This is a genomic window from Burkholderia sp. Se-20378 (genome assembly GCF_017104665.1).
GTDB classification, from domain to species: domain Bacteria; phylum Pseudomonadota; class Gammaproteobacteria; order Burkholderiales; family Burkholderiaceae; genus Burkholderia; species Burkholderia lata.
This window is the reverse complement of record NZ_JAAGPG010000139.1, coordinates 1-18,292: the sequence shown is the minus strand read 5'-3', so window position 1 is coordinate 18,292 and position 18,292 is coordinate 1. Positions and strand designations below refer to the sequence as shown.

The 18,292-nt window shown below is 65.1% G+C and carries 19 protein-coding genes and 1 pseudogene; 8 read left to right on the top strand and 12 right to left on the bottom strand.

What is annotated here, in order from left to right; all coding sequences use genetic code 11:
* Window positions 1-60: 60 nt before the first annotated feature.
* Window positions 61-231: pseudogene (locus tag G3N93_RS16850) on the bottom strand (L-lactate permease); the annotation flags it as partial.
* Between the two features lie 744 nt (window positions 232-975).
* Here G3N93_RS16850 and G3N93_RS16845 point away from each other — a divergent pair.
* Window positions 976-1,287 carry a DUF4148 domain-containing protein gene (locus tag G3N93_RS16845; RefSeq protein WP_206133519.1) on the top strand — a complete coding sequence of 104 codons (312 nt, stop codon included), beginning with the start codon at window positions 976-978 and terminating at the stop codon, window positions 1,285-1,287.
* A 103-nt stretch (window positions 1,288-1,390) separates the two neighbouring features.
* On the opposite strand, the gene gshA is transcribed toward G3N93_RS16845, so the two are convergent.
* The 3 genes from gshA to ada all read right to left on the bottom strand — a co-directional run bounded on the left by gshA (window position 1,391) and on the right by ada (window position 5,627).
* Window positions 1,391-3,004: a glutamate--cysteine ligase gene (gene gshA / locus G3N93_RS16840; protein ID WP_206133518.1), complete on the bottom strand. Its 1,614-nt coding sequence runs from the start codon at window positions 3,002-3,004 to the stop codon at window positions 1,391-1,393.
* Window positions 3,005-3,579: 575 nt separating this feature from the next.
* A complete protein-coding gene (locus G3N93_RS16835) occupies window positions 3,580-4,539 on the bottom strand; it encodes a DNA-3-methyladenine glycosylase (RefSeq protein WP_206133517.1) in 960 nt (319 codons plus the stop codon).
* Window positions 4,536-5,627, bottom strand: coding sequence for a bifunctional DNA-binding transcriptional regulator/O6-methylguanine-DNA methyltransferase Ada (gene ada / locus G3N93_RS16830; protein WP_174942519.1), 1,092 nt, complete (start codon window positions 5,625-5,627; stop codon window positions 4,536-4,538). The genes G3N93_RS16835 and ada overlap by 4 nt, the downstream gene beginning before the upstream one ends.
* 443 nt (window positions 5,628-6,070) lie before the next feature.
* On the opposite strand from ada, the gene G3N93_RS16825 reads away from it, so the two are divergent.
* Window positions 6,071-6,484 (top strand): VOC family protein, encoded by a 414-nt coding sequence (locus tag G3N93_RS16825; RefSeq protein ID WP_206133516.1) that lies wholly within the window; start codon window positions 6,071-6,073, stop codon window positions 6,482-6,484.
* A 21-nt stretch (window positions 6,485-6,505) separates the two neighbouring features.
* Here the strand turns inward: G3N93_RS16825 and G3N93_RS16820 are convergent, their stop codons facing one another.
* From G3N93_RS16820 to speG, 3 genes are all read right to left on the bottom strand, one after another.
* Window positions 6,506-7,060, bottom strand: coding sequence for a YaeQ family protein (locus G3N93_RS16820; protein ID WP_039364653.1), 555 nt, complete (start codon window positions 7,058-7,060; stop codon window positions 6,506-6,508).
* Window positions 7,061-7,249: 189 nt separating this feature from the next.
* On the bottom strand, window positions 7,250-7,597 hold the full coding sequence (gene sap1, locus G3N93_RS16815) for a surface attachment protein Sap1 (protein ID WP_174937341.1): 348 nt from the start codon (window positions 7,595-7,597) through the stop codon (window positions 7,250-7,252).
* Window positions 7,598-8,086: 489 nt separating this feature from the next.
* Window positions 8,087-8,644 (bottom strand): spermidine N1-acetyltransferase, encoded by a 558-nt coding sequence (gene speG, locus G3N93_RS16810; RefSeq protein ID WP_206133520.1) that lies wholly within the window; start codon window positions 8,642-8,644, stop codon window positions 8,087-8,089.
* Window positions 8,645-9,080: 436 nt separating this feature from the next.
* On the opposite strand from speG, the gene G3N93_RS16805 reads away from it, so the two are divergent.
* From G3N93_RS16805 to G3N93_RS16795, 4 genes are all read left to right on the top strand, one after another.
* Complete coding sequence (locus tag G3N93_RS16805) at window positions 9,081-9,329, top strand: DUF2795 domain-containing protein (RefSeq protein WP_011353609.1); 249 nt, start codon at window positions 9,081-9,083, stop codon at window positions 9,327-9,329.
* 109 nt (window positions 9,330-9,438) lie between these two features.
* On the top strand, window positions 9,439-10,797 hold the full coding sequence (locus G3N93_RS16800; RefSeq protein ID WP_206133515.1) for a diguanylate cyclase: 1,359 nt from the start codon (window positions 9,439-9,441) through the stop codon (window positions 10,795-10,797).
* Window positions 10,798-10,947: 150 nt separating this feature from the next.
* Entirely contained in the window at window positions 10,948-11,070 is a 123-nt protein-coding gene (locus tag G3N93_RS42035) for a hypothetical protein (RefSeq protein ID WP_021157980.1), read from the top strand.
* 456 nt (window positions 11,071-11,526) lie between these two features.
* Window positions 11,527-12,678 (top strand): hypothetical protein, encoded by a 1,152-nt coding sequence (locus tag G3N93_RS16795; protein WP_206133514.1) that lies wholly within the window; start codon window positions 11,527-11,529, stop codon window positions 12,676-12,678.
* Between the two features lie 41 nt (window positions 12,679-12,719).
* On the opposite strand, the gene mnmE is transcribed toward G3N93_RS16795, so the two are convergent.
* A complete protein-coding gene (mnmE, locus tag G3N93_RS16790) occupies window positions 12,720-14,114 on the bottom strand; it encodes a tRNA uridine-5-carboxymethylaminomethyl(34) synthesis GTPase MnmE (protein WP_174937331.1) in 1,395 nt (464 codons plus the stop codon).
* Between the two features lie 337 nt (window positions 14,115-14,451).
* On the opposite strand from mnmE, the gene G3N93_RS16785 reads away from it, so the two are divergent.
* Entirely contained in the window at window positions 14,452-14,883 is a 432-nt protein-coding gene (locus G3N93_RS16785; protein WP_174937329.1) for a transcriptional regulator, read from the top strand.
* A gap of 106 nt (window positions 14,884-14,989) precedes the next feature.
* On the opposite strand, the gene yidC is transcribed toward G3N93_RS16785, so the two are convergent.
* The 4 genes from yidC to rpmH form a co-directional block, all read right to left on the bottom strand.
* On the bottom strand, window positions 14,990-16,657 hold the full coding sequence (gene yidC, locus G3N93_RS16780) for a membrane protein insertase YidC (protein ID WP_206133513.1): 1,668 nt from the start codon (window positions 16,655-16,657) through the stop codon (window positions 14,990-14,992).
* An 8-nt stretch (window positions 16,658-16,665) separates the two neighbouring features.
* Complete coding sequence (yidD, locus tag G3N93_RS16775; RefSeq protein ID WP_006750110.1) at window positions 16,666-16,932, bottom strand: membrane protein insertion efficiency factor YidD; 267 nt, start codon at window positions 16,930-16,932, stop codon at window positions 16,666-16,668.
* 75 nt (window positions 16,933-17,007) lie between these two features.
* A complete protein-coding gene (locus G3N93_RS16770; RefSeq protein ID WP_174937325.1) occupies window positions 17,008-17,469 on the bottom strand; it encodes a ribonuclease P protein component in 462 nt (153 codons plus the stop codon).
* A gap of 15 nt (window positions 17,470-17,484) precedes the next feature.
* The gene (rpmH, locus tag G3N93_RS16765; protein WP_004198824.1) at window positions 17,485-17,619 is read right to left on the bottom strand and encodes a 50S ribosomal protein L34; all 135 of its coding nucleotides are present in this window, start codon (window positions 17,617-17,619) and stop codon (window positions 17,485-17,487) included.
* A gap of 420 nt (window positions 17,620-18,039) precedes the next feature.
* Between rpmH and G3N93_RS16760 the strand changes: the two genes are divergently transcribed.
* Window positions 18,040-18,292 (top strand): DnaA N-terminal domain-containing protein (locus G3N93_RS16760; protein WP_277396550.1); only part of this gene is annotated, 253 nt, incomplete at its 3' end.

Sequence of the window (18,292 nt, the reverse complement as noted above, 5' to 3'; positions counted from 1 at the left end):
TGGGGGAGCAGATGTGTGCTGTGGGGGTGTGTCTCAGGCACCGGCTGCCACCCTCATCTACACGATTGCGCACGCTCTAGCCCTACACGACGCTCTTCCGATCGCGCCCGCGATCAGCGCGACCGCGATCGGGATCGCGGCGACGAGGAAGGACAGCAGCAGCGAGTTGGCGACTGGCGTCAATGGCTGTGCGAAGACGATGCCGGGCGGTAGGGCGTCGGTGGGGTTCATCGTGTCTCCTGTCGGCCAGAGTTGGCGCTTCAGCGCTTACTCTGGCCCCATGGCGTGGTTGGTTGGAGTTGGCGCTTCAGCGCTTACTCCAACCCCACGGCGGTCGATCCGAGTTGGCGCTTTAGCGCCTACTCGGATCCCATGCCGTGGCTGGGTGGAGTTAGCGCTTCAGCACTTACTCCAACCCCACGGCGGTCGGCCAGAGTTAGCGCTTCAGCGCTTACTCCAACCCCACGGCGGTCGATCCGAGTTGGCGCTTTGGCGCTTACTTGGGTCCCATGGCGTGGCTGGATGGAGTCAGCGCTTCAGCACCTACTCGGGTCCCATGCCTCGTTCGATCAACCCGGGCCGGCACTTCGCCCCCCGGATTCAATTCACCTCAACGTTCTGCAGTCGCAACAACGACCAGACGCTTGCGCACGCAACGACGTCGCACAGCCAACCGATCAGTCGCTTAAAAGAGGTTAGGAGGCGCGCGGCGCTTGTACAAGGGGGACAAGCCCGATGCGTGCCGACCCGATACATACCAGTTGCCACACGCTGACCGGCAGCGGGCGAGCCGCTGTCGCGTTCGACAGGAAACCCACTGCGAGCGGCTCACCCGCGCAATGTTGCACATGCGGCAAAGGTGCCTGACGGCGGGCGGGATGTTTCGTTTGGCGTCCGAAGCCTAGACTGGTCGCATCGATTCCGCCCACGCCGGCTACGGCAGGCACGGCACCGGAACCTCACGGAGTAAACACGATGAAGACGATGAAACAGGCGGCCTGCGCATGCGTACTGATCGGCGCGGCCTTCGCCGCTCACGCGCAGGCTGCGTCGACGCTGACGCGCGCCGAGGTCCGCCAGGAACTCGTGGAGCTGCAGGCCGCCGGCTACCGGACGAGCCTCGCTAGCAGTCCCGACTTTCCGGACAACATGCAGGCGATCATGCGCCGTGCCGCACAGGCACGCGGCGAGGACGCCGGCTACGGCAGCGAAGGCGGGGCAAACGTGGAATCGGGCAAGCCGGCGCTGCCGCACGCGATCGATCGCGGCACATACGCACACCATTGACGGCTGATCGAACCGGATCGAGCGCACAACGGAGCGCCCCGACCGGCGACGGAGATACGCAGCGTGCACCGCGCCGACCGACGCGGTGCACGTGCGCCAGGCATTACACGCTGAAGCGGTTCAACGTATAGGCGCGATAGGCCGCGACGAACGCATCAAACGATCCGGCCTCCTTCGCTTCGAGCTCGGCCTGCTCGGCCAGCGATTTCGCAGCGAGCGCCTGCTCGGTGCGCAGCGTATCGGCCGACGGCGGATGCGCGCGGAAATGCGCGGCATGCGCTTCGCTCTGCGCCAGCGCGAACCCGAGGAACGACTGACCGCGTTCGCGCATCGTGCGCAACACGTGCGCGGACGGCGTGCGCTCCGGATCGGCGAGCTTCTCGCGTTGCGCGGCGATCGCGCGCACGTGCTCGTCGCCGCCGCGAATTTCGTCGAGACGACGGCCGACGGTTTCGATATCGGCCATCAGCTCGTCCGCCCACACCTGCATCGTGATCGGCTGGCCGTCGCGCTGCAGCGTGAGACCCGGCTTGCGCCCTTCCATCGTCACGCTGCCGAAGTTCGCGTTCGCTTCCTTGTACGCGGGACAGTCGAGCGCCGGGCTCTCGTCGAGCGCGCACGCGAGCAGGAACGCGTCGATGAAGCGCGCCGTTTCCAGCGCGATGCCGGTCGGCTCGAACGGATCGATGTCGAGGCAGCGCACCTCGATGTACTGCACGCCGCGCGACGCGAGCGCATGCAGCGGCCGCTCGCCCGAATACGTGACGCGCTTCGGCCGGATCGTCGAGTAGAACTCGTTTTCGATCTGCAGCACGTTCGTGTTGATCTGGATCCACTCGCCGTCGCGATGCGTGCCGATCGCCTCGTAGGCCGGATACGGCTCGCTCACGGCCTTCGACAGCGCGTCGAGATAGCCGGGCAACGTGTTGTAGTCGACGTGCAGCGCGGCCTGGGCGGTCGTGTTCGAGTAGCCGAGATCGCTCATCCGCAGGCTCGTCGCATACGGCAGATACAGCGTATCGGCGTCGAACGTGTCGAGCTTGTGCGGCTTGCCGCGCAGGAACTTCGTGTCGAGCGCTGGCGACGCGCCGAACAGGTACATCAGCAGCCAGCTGCGGCGGCGGAAGTTGCGGATCTGCGCGAGATAGCGCTCCGACTGGTAATCGACGAGCGTGGCCGTCGAGCCTTCTTCCGCATGCAGGCGCCGCCACACTTCCTCGTGCAGCGAGTAGTTGTAGTGGATGCCGGCGATGCACTGCATCGTGCGACCGTAGCGATACGCGAGGCCGCGCCGGTACACCGTCTTCAGGCGGCCGATGTTCGACGTGCCGTAGTCGGCGATCGGGATCTGGTCGTCGGCCGGCAGCAGGCCGGGCATCGAGTCGTTCCACAGCATCTCGTCGCCGAGCGACGCATACACGTAGCGATGCAGATCGTCGAGGCGTTCGAGCGTGATCGCGGCGTCGCCTTCCGCGGGCGTGATCAGCTCGATCAGCGCTTCGGAATAGTCGGTCGTCAGCGACGGATGCGTGAGCGCCGAACCGAGCGCGCGCGGATGCGGCGTGAACGCGATCATCCCGTCGCGCGTCACGCGCAGGCTTTCCTTTTCGATGCCGCGCAGGCCGTCGGGCAGATGCTGCCGCGTCGGGCCCGAGCTCAGCGCTTCGAGGCGATTCAGCAGCAGTTCGGACTGGCGGTGAGTCATGGTGTTCGACATGGAGACGCAAGTGCGTGACGGCCGCGCGCAGAACGCCGCGCGCGACCGGCTGGATTGTTGGTCGCTTCGTTGGTAGCGGGCACTTTAACATCTCGCCGAAACACGCGCTTGAGGTGGCTCCGGGCACGGTGCGCGGGCCGGAGCGGGCCGCCGGGCGGGCCGGTCGCAGCGGTCGCCGCGTCTGCGACCGGTTCCAGTCGGCGGCAACGGGCACGCCGGTTACACGAATTCGTCCGATGGAAGGTGACGAGCGGACAGGTGGCGGCAGGTGCAACCGCGCCGCCAAATCGACCGCGGAAAGAAGGGTAAGTGGGCATCGCGCGCCCCGCCTCCTGCCGACGACGGATGCGCGGAATTGCCGTGACGGTTGGTGTCGGGTGTCGGGCGTCCGGCGTCCGGCGTCCGGCGTCCGGCGTCCGGCGTCCGGCGTCCGGCGTCCGGCGTCCGGCGTCCGGCGTCCGGCGTCCGGCGTCCGGCAGTTAGGCTGCACGTGTCGGCACGACCTCCGCAACAGGTTGCATCGCCGCCGCATCAGGTCGCACCCGGTCGCGAGCCTCAGCGATCACCGGTCGCCCTCACCCGCCGCGCGCGCCACCCGCCCGGTCGGCCACTTCGTTCCACAAATGCAGCGCCGCGTAAGCGCGCCAAGGCCGCCAGCCTTCGGTCCGGTGCTTCTGGGTCGCGAGCCGGTCGAGCGCCGGATCGCGCGCGGCGATCGACTGCATCAGCACGAGATCGGAGGCCGGCCATGCGTCCGGATCGCGCCATGCGCGCATCGCGATGTATTCGACGGTCCACGGGCCGATGCCGGGCAGATCGAGCCACGCACTGCGCAGCATCGGGAGATCGGCGTGCTCTCGATCGACCGGCACGTCGCCGGCCGCCACCGCGCGCGCCACGCCCGTCAGTGCCGCCACCCGCTTGCCGGGCATCCCGATCTTGTCGAGATCGCACGCGGCCAGCGCATCGGGCGTCGGGAAACGCCACGCGGGCGCGCCGTCGTCTTCATGAACCACACGCTCTCCGGCCCGCTCGACGAGCCGGCCGACGATCGTCGTCGCGGCCTTCACGCTCACCTGCTGACCGACGATCGCGCGCACGGCCAGCTCGAACCCCGACCATGCGCCCGGCACGCGCAGCCCCGGCGCGGCCTCGACGAGCGGCGCGAACCACGGATCGCGCGCCAGCCCGCTGCCGATGGCGGCCGGATCGGCGCCGAGATCGAACATCGTCGCAACGCGCGCGGCGAACGCGTCGTCGACATGACGCGCGACCGCGCCTTCGACCGTCGCGACCAAACAATGCTTGCGCGGATGTTTCGCGACCGTGAGCCGGCCGGCGTCGCCGTGCAGGTCGACGATGCGGCGATACACGCCGTCCGCCACCTGCTCGACGCCCGGAATCGCGCGCCCGCTGAAGAAGCGCAGCACGCGCGCCCAGTCGTAAGGCGCATTGAAGCGCAGTTCCATTTGCGCGGACGGCGGCACCTGGCCGCCGTTCACGATGGATGTGATCGTTGTTTTTGCGATGCTCAAACTGCGCTGCCCTCCGCAACGGATTCGGTTTGATCGTCATGCACATGCCGCGCCTCGGACGCGAGCAGCGTCGCCTTGCGGCGCACGCCCCAACGATACCCGGAAAGCGCGCCGCCCTTCTGTACGACGCGGTGGCACGGGATCGCGAGCGCGACCGGGTTCGACGCGCACGCGGACGCGACGGCACGCACCGCGCGCGGCGAACCGAGCGCCTCGGCGATCTCCGAGTAACTGCGCGTTTCGCCGTACGGAATATGCGTCAGCGCCTCCCATACGCGCTGCTGGAATGCAGTCGGCGCGATGTCGAGCGGCAGGTCGAATGCGTGCCGCGTGCCGTCCAGGTACGCGCGAATCTGCGAGACAAACGGCGCGAGCCGTGCCGACGCTTCGACCAGCTCGGCGCGTGCGAACGCGTCCTTCAGCTCACCGACGAGCACTGCCGGTTCGTCGCCGAACGCGATCCGGCAGATGCCCTGCTCGGTCGCGGCGACGAGCACCGTGCCGAGCGACGTCGATGCGGTCGCATAGTCGATCCGCAGGCCGGCACCCTGGCGGCGAAACGCCGACGGCGCCATCCCGAGCTCGCGCGGCACCGACGCATAGAGCCGCGACGGCGAGTTGAAGCCCGCATCGACGGCCGCCTGCGTGACCGGCTGCCCGCTTTGCAGCGCCTGCCGCAACGCGGCGCCGCGCTGCGCGGCCTGATACTGCCGCGGCGACACACCGACCACGCGCTTGAAGAGCCGCTGGAGGTGAAACGGGCTCACGTGTACGGCATCGCTCAGTTGCTGCAGCGTGAGCCGTTCGGCATGCGCGTCGAGCACCGCGCACGCGCGGTTGACGATCTCGAGCTCGCGCGGCAGCCCTTCCGGCTGGCAGCGCTTGCAGGGCCGGAAGCCGGCCGCACGCGCGGCGGCCGTATCGGCGAAGAAGGACACATTTTCGCGACGCGGCTGCCGCGACGCGCAGGTCGGGCGGCAGAACACGCCGGTCGTGCTCACGGCGTAGAAGAACGCGCCGTCCGCATGCGGATCGCGCTCGGTGACGGCGCCCCAGCGGGCATCATCGGTCGGATAGGCGGTTTTCATCTGAACCTCGCACTCTCTAGTGTAGATGGTGCCTACTCTAGACATCGGCACGTACCGTCGCGCCCTGAATCTTGCTCTGTGATTCTTGCTCTGACTCGCACCGGATAATCGGGGGCGCATCGACTAAAAATAAATCCGACAAAACGCGCGCGCCGGCCGTTCCAGCGCCGATTTCGTCATCGTCCCGTCACCATTTTGCTGCACCGCAGATGCGACAAATCGCCGTCCTGACGTTTTTTTGCATTCGAAATATTGCGCCGCACCATCGCCGTGTGTATAGTTGGAACTGTCTCCTCCATGTCTCCTCCTGATATGGATTAAGCCCGTTCCGCTCTGCGTGAACGGGCTTTTTTTCGTCCGTCGATTGTGCCGCGTTCCGGCCGGCGGCGCAGGCGTGATGCGCCTACACTCGATGCTCATGGACTGCGAAGGAGAGCCTGCCCATGAAACCGACCATCCGCGCGATCGATCACATCGTGCTACGCGTGACCGACATGGCTGCGATGACGCGCTTTTACTGCGACGCCGTCGGCTGCCACGTGGAGAAGGAACAGCCCGACCTGGGCCTTGTACAGCTGCGTGCCGGCGACGCGCTGATCGACCTGCTGTTGGTCGGCGGCCCGATCGACCGTCCCGACAGCGGCCCGCCCGGCACGGGACGCAACCTCGATCACCTGTGCCTGCGCGTCGAGCCGTTCGATCCCGACGCATTGACTACCCATTTCGCCGCGCATGGCGCACGGCCGGGCGCGCCCGCGGAGCGCTACGGCGCCGGCGGCTACGGACCGTCGATCTACTTGTTCGACCCGGAAGGCAACATGCTGGAATTCAAGGGGCCGCCGGCCGCGATCGGCTGAACGCGGCCGGCGCGCAGGCCGTCACGCGTCCGCGCGCGCCTTCAGCACCGTCCATTCGACCGCCACCGGATCGTGGTCGGCGCTCGAGATCCATGCGGCGCCGTCCTGCACCGTGCACTGCAGGCGCATCGTGCGCTCCGCGAGTTTCCCGAGCGCGGCCGCGACACCGTCGTTCAGCGACAGCACCTGCACGTTGCGCAGCCGTTCGACCTTGCTGCGCACCCCCTGCCACCAGATATCCGACGTCTTGCCGCCGTATGCGATCACCGTGACCTGCCCGGCGCGGCCGGCCGCCTTCGAGATGCGCCGCTCGTCGGGCTGCCCGGCTTCGATCCAGACGTCGATCGCGCCGGTCAGATCCTTCTGCCACAAATCGGGCTCGTCGACGTCCGACAGCCCCTTGCAGAATTCGAGCCGCTCGTGCGCGAACAGCGCGAACGCGACGATGCGCACCATCATCCGGTCGTCGGTTTCCGACGGATGGCGTGCCACCGTCAGCGCGTGATCGGCGTAGTAGTGCCGATCCATGTCGGCGATTTGCAGTTCAGCTTTGTAGATCGTGGATTTCAGCGCCATGCGGATGCGGCCCGGGCGGGCATTCGGTTCGGTCGGGCCGTGATGATACCGAATGCTGGCCGTCCGGCGCGTGTCTTGCGCCACCCACAGCGCAACGGCCCGGCATGTACCGGGCCGTGTTCGGTTCGCGCCGCCGGCTCATCGGGCCGGCGCGCTCGCGCGTCGTATGACGGCGCGGTGAAAGAACCGTTACTGCTTGACGAAGCGCGAATCGGTCCAGAGACCCTGCTGGTCGCTGTTGTCGGCGCTGACGAACTGCACGTCGCCCTGGTCGACCGACACCACGCGAAAGCGCTGGCCCTCCGGCACCGACAGGCAACGATAGTCGTCGAAGTATTGCTGCTTCGCCTGCGACTTGCCGTCACGCTCGTGACTCAGTACGGAGTCCAGATTGTCTTTCGACAGGCAGCCCCATGCGTTCTTCGTCAACTGGATTTCCTGCTTCGGCTTGACGGCCGAATCGCCGCCGGCTTGGGCAATCGACACCGCGCAGAATGCGCCGACGAGGGCAAAAAGGACACCGGTACGCTTCATCATGTTCTGTCTCCAGGCTTGCGGGCACCAGGCTTGGGTTAGCTATGCGTTTACAGGTGATCGTGAACCCGCGTTTTTCACTTTAGAAGACCGGCAAGCGATATCAAGCACATTTGTTGTGCGACCGCAATAGCGGCGGATTGTCGCACCCCGTGCGCAGCCCGTTTTTCGCACCATGCGCAGGCGGGACGACGTGCACTGCATGGAGAACAGGCCCGCGCCGCCGGGCGGAAAGCGTTACGCAGCAAGACTTTCAGCAAAGTTACAATGCGGCGATTGAACGGTTTGGATAATCCATTTCGCTATCCGGATCATTTTGATGCGCTGCACATAAAGTCATCCGAAACGATTCGACTTTACCGCAACGCGGAATCGCATTTACCTGATACAAGAAAAATGCCAGGTATAAGCGAATCCGTATTTATCCGTAGTTCTCCGCATGCATTCAGCGCCCGCGGAAGCCCGCGCCGCAGGCGCCTTTCGCCAGCGTGTTTACCCTGCTTTATTCACGGTGGATTGCTGGCGCTCGAAATAATCGCGCTGAAAAATGCACATGCGATAAGCGTTGTGATACGCGCCGTTTCCGAAAAATTCTTCCTTCAATTCGGCCTCGTGCTGAAATCCGCATTTCTCGTACACATGAATCGCCGCCGCATTGGACGTATCGACAATCAGGTACAGCTTGCGCATGTTCAGCACCTTGAACGCGTACTCGATCGCAAGGCGCGTCGCCTGCCCCGCATAGCCGCGCCCCTGGCATTGCGGCGCGATGATGATCTGGAACTCGCCACGACGATGGATGTAGTCGAGCTCGATCAACTCGACGAGGCCAACCAGTTCACCTTGCGCGTCGACCGAGACGAAACGGCGCTCGCGCTGGTCGTGCACGTGGCGGTCGTACAGTTGTGACAGTTCCGAGAAGGTTTCGTACGGCTCCTCGAACCAGTAGCGCATGATTTTTGCGTCGTTGTTCAGCTCGTGGACGAAGCGCAGGTCCTGGCGCTCCAGCGGCCGTAGCGCGAGCGTGTTGGTATCGTTCTGGAGTTGCATGTTCATGTCCTTTTTGATGCCGGCGCACGTGCGGCAAGGCCGCATCCGGGCCTGTTTCGCACTGTAAGAAATTGAACGCGGGCGAAGTTCAGAGCCTAGAATGGGAGCAAGGGTTCCTGCCACCGCAAGGAGGCTATCGTGTTCGAGCAAGTCATACTCGGAATATTCCTCGTGCTGCCGCTCGTCATCGTAGCGGCGCTGTTTTCCGACGAACTTTGGCAGGAACACCGGCGCCAGCATCCGCGCGACGAAAACGCACCGCACATCGACTGGAAGCATCCGTGGCGCCGCGTGCGACGCGAGCATTGAGTCGATCGCCGTTCATCCGCGGGGCGCGCCTGCCCGGTCGCCCTGGCAGGTGAGCGCACAACGCGCACCGTTACGCACCCGAATACCGCTCAAGCCACCCAATCCGCTCACTCCGCGAGACGCCGCCGTGAACGACCAGCCCGCCCAGCCTCCGCACGACATTCCCAACGAAACGATCGACCTGCAGATCGCCGACGTGCTGGCGGCCGTCCGCTACCCGGCCAACAAGGATGCGATCGTCGATGCCGCGCGCGACGCCGGCGCCAGCAACGACGTGCTGTCGATGCTCGACGGCCTGCCTGAACAGGATTACGCGGACGTCAACGCCGTCACGCAGTGGGTTGCCGGCAACTTCGGTCCGGGCCTCGGGGTTTGAGCGCGCACCCATAACGCGATAGGATCAGGCCGCACCGGTCGCGCAGCGGCCGGTTGCCTGTCGCCCGGCGCAAGACCGGGCGTTTCCGCCTACGTGCCCGGGGAACACCATGGAAGGCATCCTGATCCAGCACACGACCCGCCGTCAGCTCTGGTTCGGCGCACTGACGGCGCTCGTCATCGTGCTCGCGCTCGGGATCGCCGCGCCGCACGCGAACGTTGCGCTGCCGGCCGTCGAGCCGTTCATGCCGATGTGTGCGCTCACCGTGTTCACCACCGCGAGCATCGCGGCGTTCTTTCTCGGCGCGCAGTTCACCGTGACGCGCCAGCCGGTGCTCGGCGCGCTCGGCGGCGCCTACGCGTTCACCGCGCTCGCCGTCGCGCTGCAGCTGCTCACCTTTCCCGGCGTGTTCGCGCCACACGGGCTGTTCGGCGCGCAACCGCAAAGCGCCGCGTGGATGTGGATCTTCTGGCATGCCGGCTTCCCGGGTTTCGTACTGGTCGCGCTGCTCACGCGCGAGCGGCTGGCGCGCGCACCGATCGGCGCGCAGCAGACACGCTGGTGGACGCTCGCGCTGATCGGCGGGCCGGCGGTCGTCGCGGGGCTGCTGTGCCTGTTTGCGCTGAACGTGTCGCTGCCGCCCGCGTTTCATCCGCCGGGCGATGCGGCCGTGCTGCCCGTCAACGCCGTCGCGCTGATCGTGTGGCTGCTCAACGCGCTGGCGCTCGTAGCCGTGCTGGCCACCGGCCGGCTGCGCACGACGCTCGACCTGTGGCTCGCGATCGCGGTGCTCGCGTGCCTCACCGATACGACGCTGAACCTGATGAGCACCAATCGCTTCACGGTCGGCTGGTATCTCGCGCGCGTGTTCAGCATGTTCACGCCGGGCGTGCTCGTGTGCGTGCTCGCTTGGGAAGTGACGATGCTGTACCAGCGGCTGTTCGAGGCGCACGCGACGCTGATCCGCTCGTCCGCACGCGACGGCCTGACGGGCGCGTTCAACCGCATGCACTTCAACGATCATTTCCACACGCTGTTCCTGCAGGCGCGACGGCAAGGCGAACCGCTGTCGCTGCTGATGGTCGACGTCGACCGCTTCAAGGCGTACAACGACGCGTTCGGTCACGTGAAGGGCGACGCATGCCTGATCGCGGTTGCGAATGCGCTAGCCGGCGCGGTGCGGCGGCCGGCGGACATCGTCGCGCGCTACGGCGGCGAGGAGTTCGCGATCGTGCTGCCGAACACGGGCGCGCGCGGCGCACGGGTGGTTGCCGAGGAAGCGCGCGAAGCGGTGCTGCGGCTCGATCTCGCGATGCCGACCGCACCGGCCGGACGCGTGAGCGTGAGCGTCGGCTGCGCGACCGTGTCGGCCGACGATCTGTCGACGCCCGATGCGTTGATCGAAGCCGCCGATGCCGCGCTGTATCGTGCGAAGGATACGGGGCGAAACAGGGTCGTCACCGCCTGAATACGTCTGCTGTTTGGCAATTTGTTACGGTCATTGTGACCGGAATAATCCGCCGTTACGGATTGAGGAAGAGGGAAACGATCGCTTACAGCCGGTGTTGCGGGCGCTCGCTATGCTGGGTTTCATATTGAACCCGAGCAGGTGAACGCGATGAAGAAGACCCTTTTGCTGATTGCCGGCGTCGCCGTGCTGTTGAGCGGCTGTATCGTGGTACCTGATGGTGGCGGGTATTACGGTGGTGGCGGGTATTACCATCACCGTCATTGGGATTGATGCCTTCCCGCTGAGCACGGCATCGTCATTCCGCTGAAACTCGGATGAATACCGAGCGTCGTACGTGATTCCGCACCTCCGGCATATGGTTCATATCGCACGCAGCGATTTGAATCGTCGCCGGAGCGTTACGGGCGCCCACACGCCTCTGCCGATCCCCCACGGTAATTGACCGCACGGCACGCCTCACTCGCATTCCATGCGGGTAATCGTTCTTTGGCTTTGCGGTCGGGTATCTCAACGTCAAATTGCAATGCCGCGTCATGACTGCTATGTCCCGGATGCACCAGAGTTAGGGGCGACGGCCAGCCAGGTCGGCAGCCTCGAATAGCAATTGGCGACGCGCCATTCAGTTCTTCACGTTCCAGCCGATATCACTTGTTTACTGCTGCGAGTTCCTGTCGCACTGTCGTCCCGCGACACTCGTCTTCACTAGAACAATGAACCTACTGAAACATGAAGCCGTTCGACCGACAGAAGTGGCATAACGACGTCTCGATCGCTGGAAACCGTTATCTCCGTGTCCCTCTTCCCAAAATGGAGGCAGGGCGTTTCGGCTGGATCAAGCGCTGGGCCATGGACTGGCTCGTGCCGACAGGTCTATCTGCGTGGGCAACCTATCATCTGACGGGCGCATTCGTTGAACGCTACCGCGCGCTCCTCCCGAAAGGCGTTGGCGACGACGTTCCCCTCGAGGTCATGTCCGACTTGTGGGCCCGCCCCTCCTCACAATATTTCTTCGTAGGCTTCGTCGGGCTGGCGGCTCTAACCGTTGCCATGCTGCTCTATCAACAGTTGGCGCGCCCAACGCTGAAAAGCATCCTCAATCGTCGCAAACGGCCGTTCGTCGGCCCAAAGCCATTCTTGCTCGTGTTCGTCCTCGGCAAACTGCTGGCAACCATCATTCCAGCATGCGCCGTTGCGATCGCGGTTTACTCACCGGCAAGCGGGACGTGGGGCGGGATTGGCATTCTCATCGGACTGGTTGCCCTGATCACCGCCGGCTACTACCACATGGCCTACGGCGAAATGCGGCCTCCATGCGTCATCTCGATCTCATTTCACCGGCCGCGACAACGTCCATCGATCAATGCAGGCGAGCCCGCATCGACGACAAGTTTGAGCCAATGGCGCGACGCTCATACAGCGCTTCAGGACGACGCAAACGCAATCTCGGATGCGGCGGGAGGGGTATTCGCACAGAATGTGACTGCCTCATTTGATCTCGACGATGTTGCCATTTGCGTCGCGCTGAGCGTCGACATCGATGATTTGCCGCAAGATCGCCGGCACGCGCTCGACGCGCAGATCAACCGCGTGCTGAGCAAATGGCGCGACGAAGGTTACACGAGCGGCTCGCTTTATGACGGAAGAACGTTGCCTGCGCCGCCTGCCCCTTCGCCCCTCGGTGATTCCACGCCACGATCGCATCCGCCCGGCGGCGCACCGGCCGACTCGGTGCGTGTGTCGGCGCCCCCAGGCAGCCGTGCCCTGATCGTTGGTGACGCCATCGTTCAACGGCACGGGGGTGGTCGCCGCGGGCGAGTCCTGCAGCGCAGGGAGCGCGTGTTCGAATTCGTTTCGGAGTCTAAAGACGACAGAGCTTGAGCGCAGTGTTACGGCGCGAATAGCGGTTCAGCCGGGTCTACTCACTTCCCGATACAGAACCTGCTGAAAATCACCCCCAGCAGATCATCCGAAGTGAACTCCCCGGTAATCGCATTGAGCTGCTCCTGAGCGAGCCGCAGTTCCTCGGCAAACAGATCGAGTGACTGCGCTCGCTGCTCCGCATGATCCGCCGCTTGCGCGAGATGCTCCTGCGCAGCCCGCAGTGCGATCAGATGCCGCTCGCGCGCGAGATACACGCCTTCCGCTCCCGCCTGCCACCCTGCAATCCGCAGCAACTCCGCGCGCAGCATGTCGATCCCGTCGCCGCGCTTTGCCGACAGATGCACCTCGGTCAAATCGCCTTCCGCCGCCGGATGCTCGACACACGCCGCCACACCGGTCAGATCCGTCTTGTTCAGCACACGCACCACCGGCACGCCGCCCGGGAACCGCGCCGCGATCGTCTCGTCATCCGCCGTCATCCCAATACGCGAGTCCAGCAGATGCAGCACGACATCCGCCCGCTCGATCTCGCTCCACGTGCGCGCGATACCGATCCGCTCGACCTCGTCCTCCGTCTCGCGCAACCCGGCCGTGTCGATGATGTGCAGCGGAATCCCTTCGACCTGGATCGTCTGCGCCACCTTGTCGCGCGTCGTGCCCGCGATCGGCGTGACGATCGCCAGTTCCGCGCCGGCCAGCGCATTCAGCAACGACGACTTGCCGACGTTCGGCTGCCCCGCGAGCACGACCGACAGCCCTTCACGGAGCAACGCCCCCTGCCGCGCGTCGCCCAGCACGTGCGCGAGCTGCGCGCGAATCTTCGCGAGCTTGCCGCGCGCGTCGGCCGCTTCCAGGAAGTCGATCTCTTCTTCCGGAAAATCGAGCGTCGCCTCGACCAGCATCCGCAGCGTGATCACGTCGTCGACGAGCGCATGGATCTGCCGCGAGAACGCGCCGTCGAGCGAACGTCCGGCCGAACGCGCCGCCGCTTCGGTACTCGCCTCGATCAGGTCGGCCACGGCCTCGGCCTGCGCGAGATCGAGCTTGTCGTTCAGGAACGCGCGGCGCGTGAATTCGCCGGGCTCCGCGAGCCGCAGCCCGAAACCGCGCCCCGCATCCAGGCAGCGCTGCAGCAGCAGTTGCATCACGATCGGCCCGCCGTGCCCCTGCAGCTCGAGCACGTGCTCGCCGGTGTACGAATGCGGCGCCGGGAAGTACAGCGCGATCCCGCGGTCGAGCGGCGCGCCATGCTCGTCGAGGAACGGCACGTAGCTCGCATGGCGCGGCGCGAGCTTCTGCCCGCACAACGCGTCGATCAGCGGCAACGCAGCCGTCTCGCCGCCGCGCCCGAACGACACGCGGACGACCCCGATGCCACCCCGGCCGGCAGCAGTGGCAATGGCGACGATCGGATCGGAATCGGTAGCGAGCATGGGAATCGGATGAACCGGGTAATCAAGGGAATATGGTGCGCCCGCACAACGGTTCGGGCATCGGAACGCCGGCATTGTAGCGTGCCGGCACACACGCCACCGGTCGCCGCTCATGATTCGGACACGCTCGAATTTATCCCGCCAGGGATAAGCCAAGTATCATCCCGGCGCAATGTCACAGCCACCGCTTCGGACAAGTATGGCTGCTGGAGCGGCCCAACGCTGTGGCCCTCAATTTCGCCACGCACCCCGATCAAGACCGGGATTCGTCTGAATGGGATACGTTTATCCCGAATGGTTGTCTGAAACGCGGCGGTGGAATTGCACAATCTCCCCCATGCCGACATCCGAAGAAAAAGCCGCGTTCTCGGAACGCCTGAAATTCGCCCTGCGGCGCAGCCCGGAGAAGGTCACCGGTGCGACTGAGCTGGCGAACCGATTCAACCTGCGCCACCGCGGAGCGCAGCCCGTTTCGCCGCAAACCGCGCACAAATGGCTGACGGGCCGCACGATCCCGACGTCGGACAAACTCGCCACGCTCGCCGAATGGCTACGCGTCGAAGTCCACTGGCTGCATTACGGCCCGTCGCCGAGCGTGATCGAACACCCGACACCGCAACCGCTGCCGCGCGACGAGCGCTATCCGCCCACGCCCGAGACGATCGAACTTGCGTCGAAGATCGAAGCGTTGTCGCCGCATCATCGCTACCTCGTGCAGGAACTGGTCGAGCAGTTCTACGGCGACTCGGGCGAATCGAAGAAGGCCTGAGCCCGCACCACCGGACCCGCAAAAAGCAAAAAGCCGCATGGGCGAACCATGCGGCTTTTTTCATGCATCGCGGGGCGAACATGCCGCCCCACGTATGCAACGGGCGTCAGGCCGGTTTCTTCTTGGCCCCGCCGAGCTTGCGCGTGATGTAGTACTGCTGCGCGATCGACAGCACGTTGTTCACGACGTAGTACAGCACCAGGCCGGCCGGGAAGAAGAAGAACATCACCGAGAATGCGATCGGCATGAACTTCATCATCTTCGCCTGGACCGGGTCCGGCGGGGTCGGGTTCAGGCTCGTCTGCACGTACATCGACACGGCCATCAGCACCGGTAGGATGAAGAACGGATCGCGCTGCGACAGGTCGTGAATCCACAGGACCCACGGCGCGCCGCGCATTTCGACCGACGCGAGCAGCACCCAGTACAGCGAGATGAACACCGGGATCTGGATCACGACCGGCAGGCAGCCGCCGAACGGATTGACCTTCTCGGTCTTGTACAGCTCCATCAGCGCCGAGTTCATCTTCTGCGGATCGCTCTTGAAGCGTTCGCGCAGCGCCTGCATGCGCGGCGTGATTTCCTTCATGCGCGCCATCGACTTGTAGCTTGCAGCCGACAGCGGGAAGAACACGGCCTTGATCAGCAGCGTGAGCAGCACGATCGACCAGCCCCAGTTGCCGATGTAGCCGTGGATCTTCTCGAGCAGCCAGAACAGCGGCTTCGCGATGATCGTCACCCAGCCGTAGTCCTTCACGAGTTCCAGGCCCGGCGCGATGCCTTCGAGCATGCGCTCTTCTTCCGGACCGGCGAACAGGCGTGCCTGCACGTCGGCCGACTGGCCCGGCGCGATCGCGGCGACCGGCTGCTTCACGCCGACGCGGTACAGCGTCGGATCGATCTTCTCAGCGTAGATGTCGCGCTTCACGCCCTGCTGCGGAATCCAGGCCGACGCGAAGTAGTGCTGCACCATCGCGACCCAGCCGTTGTCGGCGGAGGTCACGTAGTCGGCCTTGTTCTTGTCGAGGTCGCTGAAGTTGATCTTCTGGAAGTGCTTCGCGTCCGTGTAGACCGCCGGCCCGAGGAACGTGTGCGAGAACATCGGCGTTTCGACGGCCGTGTTGTCGCGCACCAGTTCCATGTAGACCGTCGGCGTGACAGGCGCCGTGCCGACGTTGTCGATCTTGGTGTCGACGCCGATCACGTAGCTGCCGCGCGTGAACGTGTAGGTCTTCACGACCTTCACGCCGCCCTTCACCGGCGATTCGAACGACAGCTTCAGCGCGTTCTGGTCACCCGTCAGCGACGTCGTGCCCGGGTTCAACTGCGTGTAGACGTCGTTGTGGTTCGGGAAATCGCCGCCGAGCAGGCCCGAGCGTGCGAGATACGTGTGGCCGGCCGTGTGGTCGAACAGCGTGATGTACAGGTCGGGCTGCTTGCCGTCGCCCTGCTTCTTCAGCGTCAGCTTCGCCAGCGTGCCGCCGCGCGTGTCGATTTCGCCGTCATACACGTCGGTCGAGAACTTCACGAGCTGCGCCTGGGCGGCCGGTGCCGTCGTCGACGGTGCGGCGCCGGCTGCGGCGGCAGGCACTTCACCTGCGGTCGTCGTCGTCGCGCCCGTGCCCGATGCGCCGCCGGCTGCGGCCGCGGGGGCCGTCTGCGTGGCACTCGGGAAGAACATCGACGGGCGTCCATGGGACCGCTGCCAGTTGTCGTACAGCATGACAGCTGACATGAAGAAGATCACCCATAGGACGGTGCGTTTGATATCCATGCGTTGTCTCAGAGTCGATGGGACCGCGCGTCGGCTTCGCCGCGAGCGCGAGTGTCGGAGTTGGGCGGCGGGACGAGGTCGATGCCGCCCGCGGAAAACGGATGGCATCGGCACACGCGCCTGACGGCGAGATACGTGCCGCGCGCGGCGCCATGATACTGGATTGCCTCGCGCGCGTAATCCGAACAGGAAGGATAAAAACGGCAACGGTTGCCGAGCATAGGGCTCACGGCAACCTTGTAGAAGCGCAGCAAGGCGATCAATACCGTTTCCATACCTTGGGCGACGCCGTTCGGCGCCGCGTCAAAACCGACCGGGCAGGCGCGAACGCCGCACCGCGGACGGATGCGTCACTCGGACGCGGGCTTCGACGCGCGGCGGGCGATTTCCCGGACTGCCCTGTCGAGCAGTTCGCGGATCTCGGCCGCACACATCGCCGCGAGCGGGGCGGAAGCCGCGCTCGGCAGCGCTTTCTTGTCGAAGCGCGTGTGCTGCCGCAGCAGCAGGTCGTAACCGGCGAATTCGATCCGGCGCAGGCGAAACTGATCGCGCGCCAGCCGCTTCACGAGGTTACGGGTAACCGCACGCGGCGCATACTTCTTGCCGACGACGAGCCCCAAACGCGCGGGCTGACCGGTCGGCTTGCCGTAAATCACGAAGTGCGCGGAGCGCCGCCAGGGACGCAAACGAAAAACGGATGAAAATTCATCCGTTTTCAGAAGTCGCGCAGCTTTCGGGAAGGCGGCTTTCGTCTGCGACGGATTCGCACCCGGCTCGACGGCACCTTCCGCAGGACTGCGGACGGCGGACACAGCGCGCAACCTGCCTTAGATGGCGAGGCGCTTGCGGCCCTTCGCGCGGCGAGCGTTGATGACCTTGCGGCCACCTGCCGTCTTCATGCGGACACGGAAGCCATGGGTGCGCTTGCGGCGCGTCACGGACGGTTGGTAAGTACGTTTCATGATGTTCTCACTTGTTCGAGAATGTCGAAATTCAGGGGACCGCGTGCCCTAACCGGAGGCATTCGGGCGAACGCAATCGCCGGGAATACAGGATTGGTTTTCGCGGAACCCGCTATTTAAACCGTTTTTCTGTTGACGGTCAATACTTTAGGAGTCGCTCGCCTGTGCCCGCCCCGGCCGATCCGGCCCCGCGCCCCACATAACCGGCCTGTGGATAACTCGCGCTGTGGCCGCGTTTGGCGGTAGAATCTCGCCTTATCTCCAAGAATCCCGCACGCCGCTTCGGCTCGCGCCTGCCCCTCCAACACTGTGACGCAGGCGTCCGAGGCACGCTCGCACGACCGCTTCGGGCCTTGTTGCGCCACCGCGACAAGGGCGCCGGCGAGCCGCGCTGTGCACGCAAAAAACGACAGTTACTTGATGAACGATTTCTGGCAACACTGTTCCGCACTGCTGGAGCGCGAGCTGACGCCCCAGCAGTACGTGACGTGGATCAAACCCTTGGCCCCGGTGGCCTTCGATGCGTCGGCGAACACGCTGTCCATCGCCGCGCCGAACCGCTTCAAGCTGGACTGGGTCAAGAGCCAGTTTTCGGGACGGATCACCGATCTGGCCCGCGAATTCTGGAACACGCCGATCGAAGTCCAGTTCGTCCTCGATCCCAAGGCAGGCA